Below are 15,433 nucleotides of genomic sequence, written 5' to 3'. Positions count from 1 at the left end.
TAACTTAACATTAATCATTGTTTCACTACCTTAAACACCTTCCTACTGCCGTCAGAAAACGTAGCTACCAAAAAGTAATACCCCACCGACCAAGTCGATACATTAATGTGAAAAGGCTCATTCGCAGGAATTTGATCTGTCCTATACATCATCTTGCCGTCTACTGAAAACACAACAAGTTGCGTCAGCACTCCATTTTCACTGTGATGCCAATACACCGCCAAGTTATCAGTTACAGGGTTAGGGGCTCCTTGCAGAGTAATTTTAGAAGAATTATCAGCCTCTGAAGATTTCAAAACCTCAGGCAGTTCGTCAAAGAGCTCCTCATCGGTAGCGTCGTCTTTGCCGTTGAGGCACAAAAGCGCACTGCGCTGGTTACCCGCGCTGTCGTACTGAAAACAGTACTCTTTTTGAGCATAGATACTAAGGGTACCTAAAAAGAAGATAAAATACTTTAGCATTGTCCAACAGGTTTTGGTTATATGACCGCAAAGGTCAGAACTATTTTTGAATAATGCAAGTCTTTTTACGTTTTTTTTCACTTTGCATTCTAATAGTAACGTTTCCCTAATATATTAATCCTTTTTTAGCTATCTCACCTCCCAAAGATTCTTAGCATCTCCCCAAGCCTCTCCTAGCTCCCCAAGCAAACCCACCCTCCCTTTTCCACATTTTCTAATTTCCACATTTCCTAATTTTCTTATTTTCCCATTTTCTCATTTTCCCATTTCCTCATTTCCACATTCCCCCATTTCCTCATTCCCCCATTTCCTCATTTCCTAATTTTCTAATTCTCTAATTTCCTAATCTATAACTAAAAAGGTACCCCATCTCCCTTATGTTAAGGGCTCGGAGTACCTTATAATTATTTTTTAATCCTTGGGTTATCTCTTCTGTTGTGCCTTGCGTTGGGCTTCGGCTTGCTCCATCATCTCACGCATTTTGGCTTGGAATTTACTTTCCTTCTTAGGTTTTTTCTTGTTTTCTTGTATCTGTGCGTGAATCTTCTGCTCGTCTATAATCCAATACTTGATAGCCAACATAATGCCTATGGTCAATAGGTTAGATATAAAGTAGTACAAACTCAGTCCACTGGCGTAGTTGTTAAAGAAGAACAACATCATCACTGGTGATAAGTAGATGAGGAACTTCATATTAGGCATTCCGGGTTGCTGAGGTTGTGCAGTCTGTGCCATTGTCATCATTGAGTAGATGAAAATAGCCACAGAAGCCAACAATGGAAACAAACTCACGTGACTTCCGTAGAACGGTATAGAGAAAGGAAGTTCAAAAATAGCATCGTATGACGATAGGTCGTGAGCCCATAAAAAACTCTTTTGTCTCAATCCAAATTCGGTAGGGAAGAAATTAAAGAGTGCCAAGAACACAGGCAACTGTAACAGAGCAGGAATACAACCGCTGAGTGGGTTCACGCCTGCTTTGCTGTAGAGTGCCATAGTTTCTTGTTGGCGTTTCATAGGCTCTTCATATTTCTTGTTGATTTCCTCAATCTCAGGGCGCAATACCTTCATCTTAGCCTGCGATACGTACGATTTGTAAACGATAGGTGACAATAATAAACGCACGATAATGGTCATCAAGATAATCACCAATCCTACCGAGAAATAATCAGTGAGGAAGTTGTAAAGCGGAATGAACAACCATTTGTTGAGCCAACCAAAAATACCCCAGCCTAACGGAATGAGCTCAGTAAGTTCATACTTGTCGTTGTACTGTTTGAGCACGTTGTAATAGCTAGGTCCAAAATAGAAGTGTAACGACTCGCTTAGCTCTCCGCTTTTCGCTTGTATAGGCAAAGAAGTAAGGAAGTTCTTGGTGTATTTTACATCTTTCCCTTCGCTCATAGCGATATTGTGAGAAACGAAATCGCCTTTGGCAAACGGGTTGTCAGAAATGAGCACCGATGTAAACAAGTGCTGTTTGTAAGCCACCCAGTTTACTTTCTCTTCTTTTTGCTCGTCATTACCTCCTTGACTCAAGCGGTTAATGCGGTCGCCGTCGTACTGCACGGTCGCTTGCGTATAACGGTTTTCATAGGTGACGCTCTTCTCCATACGGCGTGCCTGTAACTTCCAGTCGATGTTCATAGGCTTAGAAGTATTCACAACACCCGATAAACCTTGTGAGCGCACTGCCACGTCCAACATATAACCCTCTTTTGGTAGGGTGTACACATATTCTAAATAAGCGTTTTCTGAAGTTTTGAGCTTCATCGAAAGCACTTTGTTGCCGTTGTTTTCGCTTAGCGTAGGTTCAAAGTACAAGTCTTTAGAACTTAGATTTTGGTTCTGAGCGGTAGTAAAATTGAGGTTAAAAGTAGCATTCCAATCTTTAATTAAGTAAACAGGCAAAGAATCATAAGTTTTAAATTCTTTGAGCAAAACCTCCTTGGGTTGTCCGCCTCGGTTGCTGATAGTGAGCTTGATGTCTTTGTTTTCCAATACAGTTACCCCGTCTTTAGCCGAAGGTAGAGTAGCCGAATAGGCAAAAGCACCTAAGCTGGCTTTGTACTTTTCTAAGGCTACCGAATCATTAGGGATACTTTGGAAGGTAGCGGTATGGGTGTCTTTTTGGGTGTTAGTAGCTTGATTTGCTTGTTGTTCTTGTTGAGCTTTGCGTTTAGCTAATTCTTCTTCACTTGGTTTATTGTTATTCATAAACCACATCAAAAGTATAAAAATCAAGGTAAAACCTATAATACTCTTTAAATCGAATTTTTTTTCTTCCATATAAGTGTTTTTATCCGTGTTTTAGTTCTTTTTTAGTTTATTGTTTAAGGCTGCCTTCACAAAAGCTACAAATAGCGGATGCGGATTGGCAACGGTGCTCTTGTATTCGGGGTGATACTGTACGCCCACAAACCAAGGGTGATTTGGCAATTCTATCACTTCCACCAAACCCGTATCGGGGTTGATACCAGTGCACTGCAAGCCTGCCTTTTCGAGCTGTTCTTTGTAGTCGTTGTTAAACTCATAGCGGTGGCGATGTCGTTCCGAAATCTCTTTTTTACCATAGGCTTCGTATATCTTACTGCCTTTGCTAAGTTCACAAGCCCAAGCCCCCAGGCGCATAGTGCCTCCTTTCTGAGTAATTTCCTTCTGACTCTCCATCAAGCTGATTACCGGATAAGGCGTTTGCTCGTTCATCTCAGTAGAATTAGCGCCTTTAAGTCCAGCTATGTGTCGCGCAAATTCAATGACTGCCATTTGCATCCCAAGACAAATTCCCAAAAACGGAATGCGGTGTTCACGCACGTATTCAATAGCTTTTATCTTGCCTTCAATACCGCGACCGCCAAAACCTGGGGCTACAAGTACAGCATCTAGATGACCTAATTTGGCTTCTATATTTTCTTCATTGAGGTGTTCTGAGTGAATACTCTCCACATCCACGCGCACTTCGTTCGCCGCTCCGGCGTGTATAAAGGCTTCTAAAATCGACTTATACGCATCTTGTAACTCTACGTATTTGCCTACTAACCCTACTTTTATGCGGTGTTTGGGGTTCTTGTAGCGTTGCAAAAAAGTGTTCCATTGGGTGAGGTCGGGTTCGTTTTTACAAGGGAGGTTCAGCTTCTTGAGTGTCACTTTGTCCAACCCCTCTAAAAGCATCATATTAGGTACATCGTAAATAGTAGGCACATCAATAGACTGGATTACTGCCTCTCGCTTCACATTGCAGAAAAGCGCCAGCTTGTATCGAAGCTCGTCCGAAAGTTCGTGTTCGGTACGGCAAACCAATATATCGGCTTGAATACCGCTTTCCATCAGGGTTTTCACGCTGTGTTGCGTAGGTTTGGTTTTCAGTTCACCCGCCGCAGCAAGGTAAGGTACTAAGGTAAGATGTATCACGATGCCATTGTGCTCTCCTAAGTCCCACAAAAGCTGTCTTACTGATTCTATATAAGGCAACGATTCGATGTCGCCCACCGTACCACCTATTTCGGTAATCACAATGTCGTATTCGCCTGTTTTGCCAAGTATCTGAATGCGTTCCTTAATTTCGTTGGTAATGTGTGGTATTACTTGCACCGTTTTGCCCAAGAACTCACCACGGCGTTCTTTCTCGATAACGCTTTGGTAAACGCGCCCTGTGGTTACATTATTAGCTTGCGAAGTGTGTACGTTTAGAAAACGTTCATAATGTCCCAAGTCGAGGTCAGTCTCAGCACCGTCTTCGGTTACGAAACATTCGCCGTGTTCATAAGGGTTGAGCGTACCAGGGTCTACATTGATGTAAGGGTCAAATTTTTGTATCGTCACCCTATAGCCACGAGCCTGCAAGAGCTTGGCAAGCGAAGCCGCAATGATACCCTTCCCCAAAGAAGAAGTTACGCCCCCAGTTACAAATATATATTTGGTATTTGCCATTTCTATTTAATTTGGTGCAAAGGTAGTGAATAATTACCAACTAACAATATTTAAAGCCTAAAATGTTAGTTTAAAAGCATAAAAAATAGAAGAAACTTGCCTTACACGTTCAAGTATTCTTCTACTTAGTACTAACTTAGCTACACTCTTCCTTCGTCTTTTGTTCGTCTTTTGTTCGTTCTTCCTTCGTCTTTTGTTCGTTGTAGACCCACTGTATAGCCACTGTAGAGCCACTGTAGACCCACTGTAGAGCCACTGTAGAGCCACTCTTTGTTCGTTTATCCTATAAGCTTCCTATAATCCTCTCCCAATTTCACTATTCACCATTAATAACACTTCCTATTTGCTAATTTTCAAATCTGCTAATTTGCTAATCTTTATTTGGCATTTCTGGCATTATTGGCATTATTGGTATTATTGGCATTAATTCGGTATTACCTAATGATTCCCAATTTCTTCATCAAGAAAGTAGCATTTTTGTTTTGGCAAACGCCCTCTCTTAACTTATAGTCGAAAGTGAGTTCTCCATTGGTGATGTCAGACTCAAAGCATTTATTTTGAAGTTGATGAGGATATTGTTCAGTAAGTTTACACACTTCTATATCGTGAGTAGCCAGCACGCCCAAAGCTTGTAAGGAAAGCAATCTTTCGATAATCTTGATAGTGCCGTACTGTTTGTCTTCTGAATTAGTACCCCGTAGTACTTCGTCCAAGAGCACAAAGCAACGTTCGCCCTTTAAGGTCTCCATTATCTGCTGTATGCGATTGATTTCAGCAAAGAAATACGATTTGCCGTCGTTAAGCGAATCAGCAAGACGCATAGAGACGAGCAAACGCAAAGGGTGTACATTGGCTTTGCGCGCACAAACAGGTAACCCAACAAGAGTAAGCAACATATTAACCCCCAAAGTGCGCAAGAAAGTACTCTTACCCGACATATTAGAGCCTGTAAGCAATACAAAAGCGTGCTTGTCCAACGTAATATCATTGGTAATCCGATGTTCAGAAGGGATAAGCGGGTGTCCTACGGCTTCAAAAGCTATTTCATAATCATTATTGAGGGTAGGATAAACAAATTCAGGGTTGTTATAACTAAAATTAGCAAAACTGCACAACACTTCCGTTTCCCCCACCGACTCTAACCATTCTTCAATACAGTTTGCATATTGCGACTTCCATTGCAAAAGTTGCTGATAACGATGTACGTGATAAAAAGAGAAAAGGTTTAGGGGTATAGAGACTAATATATTACTCACGTTATCCAAATCGTCTAACAATCGGGAAAGTTGAGCTATTTTAGCGCTTGCTTGTTTGTTTTTCTCAGGGAAACGCGCTTCTACTTGCGCAATACACTCCTTAAAAGCATATAACATCGTATAAGTACGCTCAAAACCGAGTTTTTCTTTCGTCATTTTACCAATAAAAGAGAAAAACAGTAGCAAGTTTACAGTGATTAAGAGCTTTCCGACGCTTTTTAGTAGTTCATTGTCGTTCCCATATCCTATCAAAAGACTTATGATGAGGAATATAGGTAGAACAATGAGAGTATATTGCATTGTTTTGCTCAATAGTTTTGCAGTACTGCTTGCCCAAGTGCGTAGTTTGATGTAAAAATCTTTGCTGTCATCTATTTGTTGAGCATAAGCAGTAAAGGTTTGTCGCCAGCTTAGGTCGGGAGTAAGTGCTTTTATCTGTTCTTGTGTGTTGATAATGTCCTCAGAAGAAGGAGAGAGAAGTCGCTTGGCTAAAAGTTTTTTGCCTAAGAAAGTATGCGTACGGTTAAGATAATGATAAAGTGAATGTTCGCCTAAAATATCCAAATCGTAAGCATAAGGGTGGTTTTCTTCTTGAAAATCTTTGCCGTTATCGGTGAAGAAAGTATGTTGTTCTAAAAATGCAATTTCCTGCTCATTGAGGCGTATTTTAGTTTGAGCGATACTGCGCAACGCACTTATTTTCTTGTGTTTTACTATCAAAAGAAGAAAAACCACAATAGTAAGCATACAAAATAGTCCCATTACTACTGATGGAGCTTTTATAAGTTTGTATACTGACCAAATGATAAGTAGCATTTCAGCTAATCGGAGGAAGCTAATTTGGTTGTATTGTTTAGTAAGTTTTAGGTATTGCTGTGTTGCCTCTGAAAGTTTTTCTTTATATGAATTTGTTGTCATTCGTAATTTGTCATTCGTCATTATTATCGAATCCAATCGTTCAGTCTGTTAGCATCTAATCGTAAGAAGATAAACAGCAGAATAGTAAACGCCCAAAGCCCAGAACCTCCGTAGCTGAAGAAAGGCAACGGAATCCCGATGGTAGGAATTAAGCTAATCACCATACCGACATTGATACAGAAATGTACAAACAGTATTGATACCACACAATACCCATACACCCTGTTAAATTTAGATTTCTGTCGCTCGGCAAGTACTATAAGTCGCAATAGTAAAAATGAGAAGAGTATGACCACTAAGGCAGTACCCATAAAGCCCCATTCTTCACCTACGGTTGTGAAGATATAGTCGGTATGTTGTTCAGGGATAAAGCTCCCTTTGGTACGAGTACCTTCCAAGAAACCTTTCCCAAAAGTACCTCCTGAGGTTATCGCCGATTCAGCCATATTGGTATTATAGGCAAAATCGCGTTTCATTGCAGCTATCTTCTGAGGGTCAGTTTCAAGACGTAGCCATAAGTTCAAACGATTGCGGTGGTGTTGTTTGAGTACGTTATCGTATACTGGGTGCGTAACAAACGCCGTAAGCAAGCATATAACCGATAAGATAAATATATTTTGAAACGGAATGCGTTTTGTTTTTCTCTTATGCCAAAAGCCGTAAAATCCAATACAAGCTGCACAAGCAAACAGAGTGAAAGTTGTTCCAAATTTTAGTGAGGAAACAAATACTACTCCTGAGAAAAATAGATAGAAGAGTAGGGCAGAGGGCATACCTTCGCGGAAAAGTACAAAAGCTAATGAAAAGAACACCAATAAGCTCCCTACGTCGGGTTGTAATAAGATGAGTACGGCAGGAATACAAATAATTGCAATAGCCCGTAAGAGGTCAGGAGTACGGCGAATATCGGTGTGGATATCGCTCACATAACGCGAAAAGGCAAGAGCTGTAGCTACTTTAGCAAACTCACTGGGTTGTACCGTAACTGAGCCAAAGGCATACCAAGCTTTAGCTCCATTTGTCTCTTTACCAAAGACAAACAGTCCAGCTAATAGTATAATCGAAATGATGTAGAATATTACTGAAAAGTTGATATAAAACCTGCTATCTATGGCTAAGATAAAGATAATAAGCAAGAAACTAAGCCCGATAAAAAGCAACTGCTTTCCATAAAACTGATTGAGGTCGAAGATAGAAGTAACGTTTAAATCGCTGTAAGTAGTGGAAAAGATAGCTACCCAACCACACATTACCAATAGTAAGTATAGTATTACTGAAGTCCAATCGAGGTTCTTTACAAGGCTATGTCTCATTGTAAGTTATAAGTATGTTATTTGCGTTTTCTTCTGAAAAGGAAAAACATAGCGTATTCAATAGCTAAGTTTAGCCATCTTCTTTCGTTAAACAAAAAAGAAAGCCACGTATGAGCAAGTAAGTTTTTAGGAGTTAAACTCTCTGCCACTGCCGATACTTGATTGGTAAGAGATAGTCGGTCTATTTCCTTTTCTAAGCGCAGTATTTTAAGGTCGTTATCAATTTCTTCAAAAGAGCTATAGATTTTATTCTTCGTCATCGGGTTCAGCTTTAAAATAGATTTCAGAGAGTTTTTCTAATAGAGGCTTCTCAATAAGTTTTTTGCGGAAAGCCAATATTATTACCGCAATCAACACATAGAAAGCTCCTACAATAGCAAAACCTAAGGCATTGCTACCAAGTGCTTCACCAATAGCATACGCTCCGGCGAAAGACAAAAAGAACAATACCAACAAACTCGCAAAGGATACTATAAAAAAGGTTATAAGTCCGTAAGACGATTTACCTATAAACCTAAAAAGGAATAGTTTATAGTAAGCTATCTGCGAATTGAGAGCGGTACTTGCTTTTGTAGGAACTTCCTCAAAAGTTTCTTTGATAGAGTGGATAGACATATGTGCTTATTTCTGCAATTTAGCATTAGCTGCTTTTAAGGCGGCTAATTTCTTTTCTAAGAAAGTAATCACGTCTTCGGCTTTATAGCTTGATTTGGAAAGTAAGGTGTCTACTTTTTCCTCTAAAGAACCTTTTAGTTCCGCTGATTTTTCTTTTACATTCTCAGTTAAACGGTCAAGTTGTTCTTTTAGCTTTTCTGCCTTGTCACTCACGCTATCTTTAATCTTTTCGCGGGTGACTTTACCCTTATCAGGGGCAAAGAGAATACCTAAGCCCACTCCAATAGCAGCTCCTGCTGCCAATCCTAATAATATGTTTCCTGTTTTTGCCATAATATAATAAATTTTAGTTTTACTTATGATTAAATTTATTAGTAGTTATACTCTAATAAACGCACAAATATACAAAGTATTTTTGAAAGGTGCAAATTTAAAGAAAAAAATAATTACAAATCAAATACAGAGGTACGTTTAGCAAAGAACAAATCCTTAATTTTCAAAAGTGATGCTAAAAGCAAATATACACCAAACCAAGCTCCTAAGGTGGCAAAGGTACCGTAAATAAAAACAATACGAACGTCTTTGGCACGCATTCCTAACTTCTCGGCTAAACGAGATGATACTGCAAAGCCGTATTTCTCAAGGAAAAACCTAAATTCAGAAAATATCTTCATAATTATTCATTAGCTACACGACTTACTTTTCGCACTTTAAAAAGCAGTAACATTCCTAAAACAAAGAAAACTATTAATGAAATAGTAGCATTGCGCATATTATTGGTAAATTGGTCTATCATACCATAAACACCCATTCCTATTACAATACCCAATTTCTCAGTTACATCGTAAAAACTGAAAAAGGAAGTAGTATCTTTAGTTTCGGGTAAGTAAGCAGAATAGGTGGAACGTGATAGCGTTTGTATGCCCCCCATTACAAGCCCTACTAAAATAGCTATTGTATAAAACTCAGTAGGTTTATATACGCAATATGAAAGCAAACAGATGCCTACCCATATAACATTAAGCCCAATGAGCACTGCAATATTACCCCATTTGCGCACTGTTAAAACCGTAAGGTGTGCTCCTAAAATAGCTACTAATTGAATAATGAGTACACTTATAATGAGCCCCATAGTGCTTTCTTCGGAGTTTGCCCATTGTATTTCTTGCTCTCCAAAATAAGTGGCTATCAGCATAACGGTTTGTACACCCATACTGTACACAAAGAAAGCAATAAGATACCACTTCAAACGAGGAGAAGCTGAGAGAGATTGCCATACTTTGCGCAGTTCTTTAAAACCGTTGAAAAGAATGCTTTTGCTGAACTCCCCTCTGCCTTTTTTATAAGAGGGAAGATAATAGAAGGGGATACTACTAAAACCTATCCACCATATTCCTACTGTAATAAACGAGATGCGCATAGTGGTGAGAGTAGTTTCAGCATCAACAGTAGCAAAGCCTACCCATTGTGGTTTCATTACCATTATGAGGTTAAAAATAAGCAGTAATACACTACCTGTATACCCTAAGCTGTATCCTTTCGCACTTACAGCGTCGTACTGTTCAGGAAGGGCGATATCGGGTAAATAAGAATTATAGAATACGATACTCCCCCAAAAGCCTACTACGCCACAAAAATAACACAAGAGTCCGAAGTAAATATGTTCTAAGGAAAACCAATATAACCCTACACAAGAGATAGCTCCTAAATAGCAGAAAAAGCGCATAAAGCTCTTTTTATTCCCTAAGTAATCGGCGATACCACTGAGGATAGGGGAGAGTACTACCACTACTGCAAAAGCTAAAGCGGTTACAAAAGCAATCACAGAAGTGCTTTTAATCACCATTCCAAAGAGCTCAATATGGGTGAGCTTTGCAATACGAAATAACAATCCGTAGAAAATAGGGAAGATAGTAGAGACAATGGTGAGAGAATAGACAGAGTTAGCCCAATCGTAAAAAGCCCACGCATTGAGTAGTTTTTTATGTCCTCGTTCTAATGGTTTCATATTAATTTTGAGTGCGTTTTGCGCCTAACTTTTCAATAGAGTAAATCACACAGAAACCGATAATAGCCAATAAGATAGCGGTTAGGATTTGCGGATTGGTATTGGTGATTGTTTTGAAAGCCCAAGGCGATATGCTTTTTTCCCATATCACACTGCCATTAGTAGGGTCTGTTTCGAGAGTTTCTTTCCAAGGCCATACTTTGTTTAGTGACCCAATAATAAAGCCTGTGAGTCCTGCAAAGGTAAGGTTTCGGAATTTAGCAAATAACCATTTTAAGGCTTTTGAAAAGCTAAGAATCCCTGTGATAGCCCCAATAGCAAAAACGCCAATCACTTTAAAATTCCAAGAACTAAGCGCATCTAAAACAGTGTGGTAAGCCCCCAGAAGTACCAATACAAAAGCTCCTGATATACCTGGGAGTATCATAGCGCAAATGGCTAAGGCACCACAGAAAAAGATAAAGATAATACTTTGGTTACTGCCATTTACCAAAGGAGGAATAACAGTGATAATATAAGCAACAATCCCTCCAACTATCATAGTTAAGACAGCGGCGAGATTCCAACGTTTTATTTCTTTTGTTAGGAAAAAGACACTTGCAATCATTAGTCCGAAGAAGAAAGACCATACTATTATGGGGTGATTTTCTAACAGCCATTTCATACCTTTGGCAAGTGAGAGGATACTGATACCTATCCCTACAAAGAGAGCTACAAAGAAGTTCCCATTAATGTGTTTCCAGAAAGCAACTAACCCTTTTGTAAAAAGGAGTTTGAAGGCTTGTAAGTTTACTTTGCTGATAGAATCGACTAACTCCTCATAAATACCCGAAATAAAGGCAATAGTTCCCCCTGAGACTCCTGGTACTACATCGGCAGCACCCATAGCGAGCCCTTTGAGGGTGATAAAAAAGTAATCTAAAAATGTACGTTTCATAAAGAACGGTTTCTGTTTCAATATTGAACTTAACGGGTGCAAAAGTAATAAAATAATATTCATTGACCAAAAAGATAGAAGTTTAAAAATCTTTGTTATTCACTTTGGAAGCAAGGTTAATGGTTAATGATTAATGGTTAGTGGTTAATGGTTAATGGAGAAATTGGAAGAGGATTATATAAAGCTTATAAGAAGCTTATAGGATAAACGGACGATGAGTGGGTCTACAGTGGGTCTACAGTGGGTCTACAGTGGGTCTACAACGAACAAAAGACGAATAAAAGACGAACAAATGACGAACAAATGACGAACAAATGACGGTGCGAGCCGCACAGGCAGATGAACAAAAGATGAAGGAAAGACGAACAATGAACGAACAAAAGACAAATTTAAATTAAGGATATAATGGAGGTAAGAAAGAGACTATTGGGAGCTTTCAGCTTTGGTAAAGTCTGAAACTTTGGTAAAGTCCATACTGTGAAAAGAGAGTGTAGCGACTCAAAAACAAAGGTAAGACAGTATGAGCACACAGGTAGGTGCGAGCTGCACGGGCAGTCGTAGCACGACAGGCATATAATGAAAAGACGAACAATGTACGGACAGAGGGATAAAAGATGAACCTTATGGGATAGTATGCAAAAGGTGTATTAAGAAGATGCTGGTAATCAATAGGTATTTTGGTGAATAGAAATACGGGAAATATACTTATTTTGCTGTTTTGCTTTTTGCTTTTCAGTTTTTTTTTAGTAATTTTGCACCCAAAATAACAATGAATGAAAGAAACGGATATCATTATTATAGGGGCGGGACCTACGGGATTGTTTGCTGTGTTTGAGGCAGGATTGCTTAGTTTAAAATGTCATTTGATAGACACGTTGCCTCAGGTGGGCGGTCAGCTTACTGAGTTGTACCCCAAGAAGCCTATTTTTGATATACCAGGATACCCGAGTGTAGGGGCTTCGGAATTAGTGGATAATTTAATGGAGCAAATCAAGCAGTTTCAGCCTGAATTTACGCTTGGTGAAACAGCGATGACTCTTACTAAAAATGATGATGATACTTTTGTGGTTACTACTGATAAAGGCACCCAAATAAAAGGGAAAGCTGTAGCTATTGCAGGAGGATTAGGTACTTTTGAACCTCGCAAGCCTGAACTGCCGAACCTTGAACAATACGAAGATAGAGGAGTGGCTTACTTTGTGAAACACCCCGAGAGTTACGCAGGCAAACACGTGGTGATAGCCGGAGGAGGCGACTCAGCACTCGATTGGAGTATTTACTTAGCCGAGAAAGTAGCAACGGCTTCGGTTACCTTAGTGCACCGACGTAATGAGTTTCGCGGGGCATTGGATTCGGTTGAAAAAGTGAGAGCCCTCAAAGAGGCGGGGAAAATCAACTTAAAAACGCCTTATGAGGTAGTGGGACTAGGTGGAGAAAAGCATTTGGAATCGGTAGTATTGGAGCAGGAAGGGGGTGAAAGAGAAACTCTTGTAGCTGATGCTTTTATACCTTTGTTTGGACTTACTCCTAAATTAGGACCTATTGCTACGTGGGGCGTGGAGATTGAAAGAAATGCTGTGAAGGTGAACAATGCCTTAGACTATCAAACTTGTATAGAGGGAGTATACGCCATAGGCGACGTGAATACTTACCCAGGGAAACTGAAACTAATACTTTGTGGCTTTCACGAAGCGACCTTAATGTGCCAAAGTGTGTACAACCGCATTTACCCTAATAAAAAATACGTGTTAAAATACACTACGGTAGTGGGTATAGACGGTTTTGACGGGTCTCGCAAAGAGGCTGAAAAGGCAGTGGTGAAAGCGATTTAGGTGAGGTAAGAGATAAGAGGTAAAAGGTAAAAGAAATAAAAAAACTAATGATTAAATAAAAGGATATGCCCATAACACTAACTATTAATGAGACGAGTGCTTCAGCATTGGCTTTTGTGGAATATGCTAAAAAACTTAGTTTTGTACAGTATACAGAAACAAAGGATGATGATGCGTTGCCTAAAACTAAACGTTCGCTCACACCTAAAGAACAAAAATTCAAGAAGATGCTTTTGCAAGGAATGAAAGAAGTGAAAGCGGTGAGAGGGGGAAAAATGAAAGCGCGTGATTTAGATGAAGTCCTCAATGAATTGTAAATTTTTATCAGTTGCTACTTTTGATAGAGAACTTAAAAGGTTGAGCAAAAAGTATAAGAGTCTGAAGAAAGATATAGAAAATCTTAAAGCAGAGATAGAGATAAATCCTTTTTTAGGAACAGATTTAGGAGAAGGATATAAGAAGATACGTCTTGAAATAGCTTCTAAAAATAAGGGGAAAAGAGGAGGAGGGCGTGTTATCACCCACGAAGTTCTCGTGAATGTAAACGAGGGAGATGACAAAAGTGAATATGATACAGTGGATATGGATATCGTAAAGGAAATCGTTCAAGAATACTATTCGGAATAATTACTTCTAAAATACTAATAACTAAATATAAAATGAAGAACATAAACGTACTATTAGCAAGTGTCTTATTGGCAGGTGGTGTTTCGCTACACGCGCAGATAGATACTTTGGGTAGTAAATCCCTGCAACTGAAAGGGAAAGTAAAGAAAGTAGAGGATTATTCATTTCTTCTGGAAGCGAGTCCGAAAGGCACTAAAACCTTTGATGGGAACACTTATAATGTTTTTCCTTATTCCGAAGAATGGAAGGTAGAAAAAGACGAAAAGAAGTATTCTAAAACTAATATATCTTATCTGTTTGACAACGGAGGGCGCAATCTTGAAATTAAAACCTATAATGCCGAAAATCGACCTTTTGGAGGAATGCGCTTCTTTTATGACAAGAAGGGAAAAATTAATAAAAGTCAGTCGGTGTTTACCTTGGGAGACGGAGAACTGACGGTGAACCGACAGTATTTTTACAATGAGAAGAATCAGTTGGTAAAGATTGATGAGAATGATGGGGTGACCAATGAGTGGCTTATCACTATCACGTATAAATACGACGATTTAGGTAACTGCATTGAGAAGAATAAGGTAGCTAGTGTATCGGCATTGGAGAAAGATATTCAACGATATGAGCAGAAGAACCTTGTATTGGAACAGAAAATACGTCCGGAGTACACCAAAGAGAAGTCGTATAAATACAACAATATGAACAAGGTGAGCGAGACAGAGGAAAAAGTGCTCAACAAGAATGTGTTTTTAAAAACAGAGAACCAATACGACAAGGATAAGAATTTAACCAAAGCGACGTATATTAACCAAGCAGGACAAGAGACCGTATGCCAGCACAAATACAACAAAGCAGGGCAACTCATACAGACCATTTGTACGGCTAATGATGACCCTAACTTTTACGTAGAGACGAATTATATGTTTAACAAATTTGGAGAGACGCAGATTATTAAAACACGGAAAGGGGTAGCCTCGACCAAAGTGTATGATGAGCACAACTTGCTTACTGCTTATACTACTCCTGATTTCAATTATAAATACCGTTATACTTTTGATAAAATGGGTAACTGGACACAGATTATAATGTTTGAGAACGACAAGCCCGTTTGTGCTCGCGTTCGCAGAATAGAGTACTTCCCCGCAAAATAAATGAACGAGATACATCTTAAAATAACCGATCGCGAGGGGCTTCTATACGAAATAGAAGCCCCTACTGATATGAATATGAACCTTATGGAGGTAATGCGTGCTTATGAAATTGCCCAAGATGGCGAGATAGGCATCTGTGGTGGTATGGCAATGTGCGCCTCTTGCCAGTGCTATATTCAGAATGCAGAAGAGGTGTCGCTTCCTGAGATGTCAGCAGAAGAAGAAGCAATGCTTTCGGAGGCTTTTTACGTGAAGCCTAATAGTAGATTAGGTTGCCAAATTCCGATTACACCTGAAATAGATGGTTTGGAAGTGGTATTAGCACCATTTGCATAAGAAAGATAAAAAATATCGAGAAGTATTTTGGAGTTGAGCATTAAATTACTACTTT

16 protein-coding genes are annotated in these 15,433 nt (G+C 39.3%); 5 read left to right on the top strand and 11 right to left on the bottom strand.

All coding sequences use genetic code 11. The annotated features are described in order from the left end of the window. Positions 1 to 14: 14 nt before the first annotated feature. The 11 genes from HMPREF1321_RS01185 to HMPREF1321_RS01135 form a co-directional block, all read right to left on the bottom strand. The gene (locus HMPREF1321_RS01185) at positions 15 to 461 is read right to left on the bottom strand and encodes a T9SS type A sorting domain-containing protein (protein WP_009420978.1); all 447 of its coding nucleotides are present in this window, start codon (positions 459 to 461) and stop codon (positions 15 to 17) included. Positions 462 to 884: 423 nt separating this feature from the next. Then, a complete protein-coding gene (gene yidC / locus HMPREF1321_RS01180) occupies positions 885 to 2,750 on the bottom strand; it encodes a membrane protein insertase YidC (RefSeq protein WP_009421014.1) in 1,866 nt (621 codons plus the stop codon). A 21-nt stretch (positions 2,751 to 2,771) separates the two neighbouring features. After that, complete coding sequence (locus HMPREF1321_RS01175) at positions 2,772 to 4,391, bottom strand: CTP synthase (protein WP_009421030.1); 1,620 nt, start codon at positions 4,389 to 4,391, stop codon at positions 2,772 to 2,774. A gap of 434 nt (positions 4,392 to 4,825) precedes the next feature. Beyond that, positions 4,826 to 6,586 (bottom strand): MutS-related protein, encoded by a 1,761-nt coding sequence (locus HMPREF1321_RS01170; RefSeq protein ID WP_034575404.1) that lies wholly within the window; start codon positions 6,584 to 6,586, stop codon positions 4,826 to 4,828. Between the two features lie 2 nt (positions 6,587 to 6,588). Then, a complete protein-coding gene (gene rodA, locus HMPREF1321_RS01165) occupies positions 6,589 to 7,878 on the bottom strand; it encodes a rod shape-determining protein RodA (RefSeq protein ID WP_009421034.1) in 1,290 nt (429 codons plus the stop codon). Between the two features lie 17 nt (positions 7,879 to 7,895). Further along, entirely contained in the window at positions 7,896 to 8,138 is a 243-nt protein-coding gene (locus tag HMPREF1321_RS01160; RefSeq protein WP_002672980.1) for a DUF6327 family protein, read from the bottom strand. Then, the gene (locus HMPREF1321_RS01155) at positions 8,125 to 8,493 is read right to left on the bottom strand and encodes a phage holin family protein (protein ID WP_009421020.1); all 369 of its coding nucleotides are present in this window, start codon (positions 8,491 to 8,493) and stop codon (positions 8,125 to 8,127) included. The genes HMPREF1321_RS01160 and HMPREF1321_RS01155 overlap by 14 nt, the downstream gene beginning before the upstream one ends. 6 nt (positions 8,494 to 8,499) lie before the next feature. Further along, positions 8,500 to 8,826, bottom strand: a complete 327-nt coding sequence (locus HMPREF1321_RS01150) for a YtxH domain-containing protein (RefSeq protein ID WP_009420979.1) — start codon at positions 8,824 to 8,826, stop codon at positions 8,500 to 8,502. 113 nt (positions 8,827 to 8,939) lie between these two features. Continuing rightward, positions 8,940 to 9,167 carry a hypothetical protein gene (locus HMPREF1321_RS01145; RefSeq protein ID WP_002672970.1) on the bottom strand — a complete coding sequence of 76 codons (228 nt, stop codon included), beginning with the start codon at positions 9,165 to 9,167 and terminating at the stop codon, positions 8,940 to 8,942. A gap of 2 nt (positions 9,168 to 9,169) precedes the next feature. Continuing rightward, positions 9,170 to 10,501, bottom strand: coding sequence for an MFS transporter (locus tag HMPREF1321_RS01140; RefSeq protein ID WP_009420956.1), 1,332 nt, complete (start codon positions 10,499 to 10,501; stop codon positions 9,170 to 9,172). A 1-nt stretch (position 10,502) separates the two neighbouring features. Further along, complete coding sequence (locus HMPREF1321_RS01135; protein ID WP_009421008.1) at positions 10,503 to 11,438, bottom strand: DUF368 domain-containing protein; 936 nt, start codon at positions 11,436 to 11,438, stop codon at positions 10,503 to 10,505. Positions 11,439 to 12,211: 773 nt separating this feature from the next. Here HMPREF1321_RS01135 and HMPREF1321_RS01130 point away from each other — a divergent pair. The 5 genes from HMPREF1321_RS01130 (at position 12,212) to HMPREF1321_RS01110 (ending at position 15,378) form a co-directional block, all read left to right on the top strand. Then, entirely contained in the window at positions 12,212 to 13,270 is a 1,059-nt protein-coding gene (locus HMPREF1321_RS01130) for an NAD(P)/FAD-dependent oxidoreductase (protein ID WP_009420920.1), read from the top strand. 65 nt (positions 13,271 to 13,335) lie between these two features. Beyond that, complete coding sequence (locus HMPREF1321_RS01125; protein ID WP_009420942.1) at positions 13,336 to 13,587, top strand: hypothetical protein; 252 nt, start codon at positions 13,336 to 13,338, stop codon at positions 13,585 to 13,587. Then, the gene (locus tag HMPREF1321_RS01120; RefSeq protein ID WP_009420993.1) at positions 13,577 to 13,897 is read left to right on the top strand and encodes a hypothetical protein; all 321 of its coding nucleotides are present in this window, start codon (positions 13,577 to 13,579) and stop codon (positions 13,895 to 13,897) included. The genes HMPREF1321_RS01125 and HMPREF1321_RS01120 overlap by 11 nt, the downstream gene beginning before the upstream one ends. 32 nt (positions 13,898 to 13,929) lie before the next feature. Further along, on the top strand, positions 13,930 to 15,042 hold the full coding sequence (locus tag HMPREF1321_RS01115) for an RHS repeat protein (protein ID WP_009420946.1): 1,113 nt from the start codon (positions 13,930 to 13,932) through the stop codon (positions 15,040 to 15,042). Next, positions 15,043 to 15,378, top strand: a complete 336-nt coding sequence (locus HMPREF1321_RS01110) for a 2Fe-2S iron-sulfur cluster-binding protein (RefSeq protein WP_009421010.1) — start codon at positions 15,043 to 15,045, stop codon at positions 15,376 to 15,378. The last annotated feature ends 55 nt before the right edge of the window (positions 15,379 to 15,433 follow it).

Origin of the sequence: Capnocytophaga sp. oral taxon 412 str. F0487, from assembly GCF_000271925.1 — a bacterium.
Lineage (GTDB): Bacteria > Bacteroidota > Bacteroidia > Flavobacteriales > Flavobacteriaceae > Capnocytophaga > Capnocytophaga ochracea.
The sequence above is the reverse complement of the archived record's forward strand: the minus strand, read 5'-3'. Positions and strand labels throughout refer to the sequence as shown.

Excerpts from the sequence above, each read along its gene's own strand:
- HMPREF1321_RS01185 (WP_009420978.1), bottom strand. The coding sequence starts at position 461 with ATGCTAAAGTATTTTATCTTCTTTTTAGGTACCCTTAGTATCTATGCT.
- yidC (WP_009421014.1), bottom strand. The coding sequence starts at position 2,750 with ATGGAAGAAAAAAAATTCGATTTAAAGAGTATTATAGGTTTTACCTTG.
- HMPREF1321_RS01175 (WP_009421030.1), bottom strand. The coding sequence starts at position 4,391 with ATGGCAAATACCAAATATATATTTGTAACTGGGGGCGTAACTTCTTCT.
- HMPREF1321_RS01170 (WP_034575404.1), bottom strand. The coding sequence starts at position 6,586 with ATGACGAATGACAAATTACGAATGACAACAAATTCATATAAAGAAAAA.
- rodA (WP_009421034.1), bottom strand. The coding sequence starts at position 7,878 with ATGAGACATAGCCTTGTAAAGAACCTCGATTGGACTTCAGTAATACTA.
- HMPREF1321_RS01160 (WP_002672980.1), bottom strand. The coding sequence starts at position 8,138 with ATGACGAAGAATAAAATCTATAGCTCTTTTGAAGAAATTGATAACGAC.
- HMPREF1321_RS01155 (WP_009421020.1), bottom strand. The coding sequence starts at position 8,493 with ATGTCTATCCACTCTATCAAAGAAACTTTTGAGGAAGTTCCTACAAAA.
- HMPREF1321_RS01150 (WP_009420979.1), bottom strand. The coding sequence starts at position 8,826 with ATGGCAAAAACAGGAAACATATTATTAGGATTGGCAGCAGGAGCTGCT.
- HMPREF1321_RS01145 (WP_002672970.1), bottom strand. The coding sequence starts at position 9,167 with ATGAAGATATTTTCTGAATTTAGGTTTTTCCTTGAGAAATACGGCTTT.
- HMPREF1321_RS01140 (WP_009420956.1), bottom strand. The coding sequence starts at position 10,501 with ATGAAACCATTAGAACGAGGACATAAAAAACTACTCAATGCGTGGGCT.
- HMPREF1321_RS01135 (WP_009421008.1), bottom strand. The coding sequence starts at position 11,438 with ATGAAACGTACATTTTTAGATTACTTTTTTATCACCCTCAAAGGGCTC.
- HMPREF1321_RS01130 (WP_009420920.1), top strand. The coding sequence starts at position 12,212 with ATGAAAGAAACGGATATCATTATTATAGGGGCGGGACCTACGGGATTG.
- HMPREF1321_RS01125 (WP_009420942.1), top strand. The coding sequence starts at position 13,336 with ATGCCCATAACACTAACTATTAATGAGACGAGTGCTTCAGCATTGGCT.
- HMPREF1321_RS01120 (WP_009420993.1), top strand. The coding sequence starts at position 13,577 with ATGAATTGTAAATTTTTATCAGTTGCTACTTTTGATAGAGAACTTAAA.
- HMPREF1321_RS01115 (WP_009420946.1), top strand. The coding sequence starts at position 13,930 with ATGAAGAACATAAACGTACTATTAGCAAGTGTCTTATTGGCAGGTGGT.
- HMPREF1321_RS01110 (WP_009421010.1), top strand. The coding sequence starts at position 15,043 with ATGAACGAGATACATCTTAAAATAACCGATCGCGAGGGGCTTCTATAC.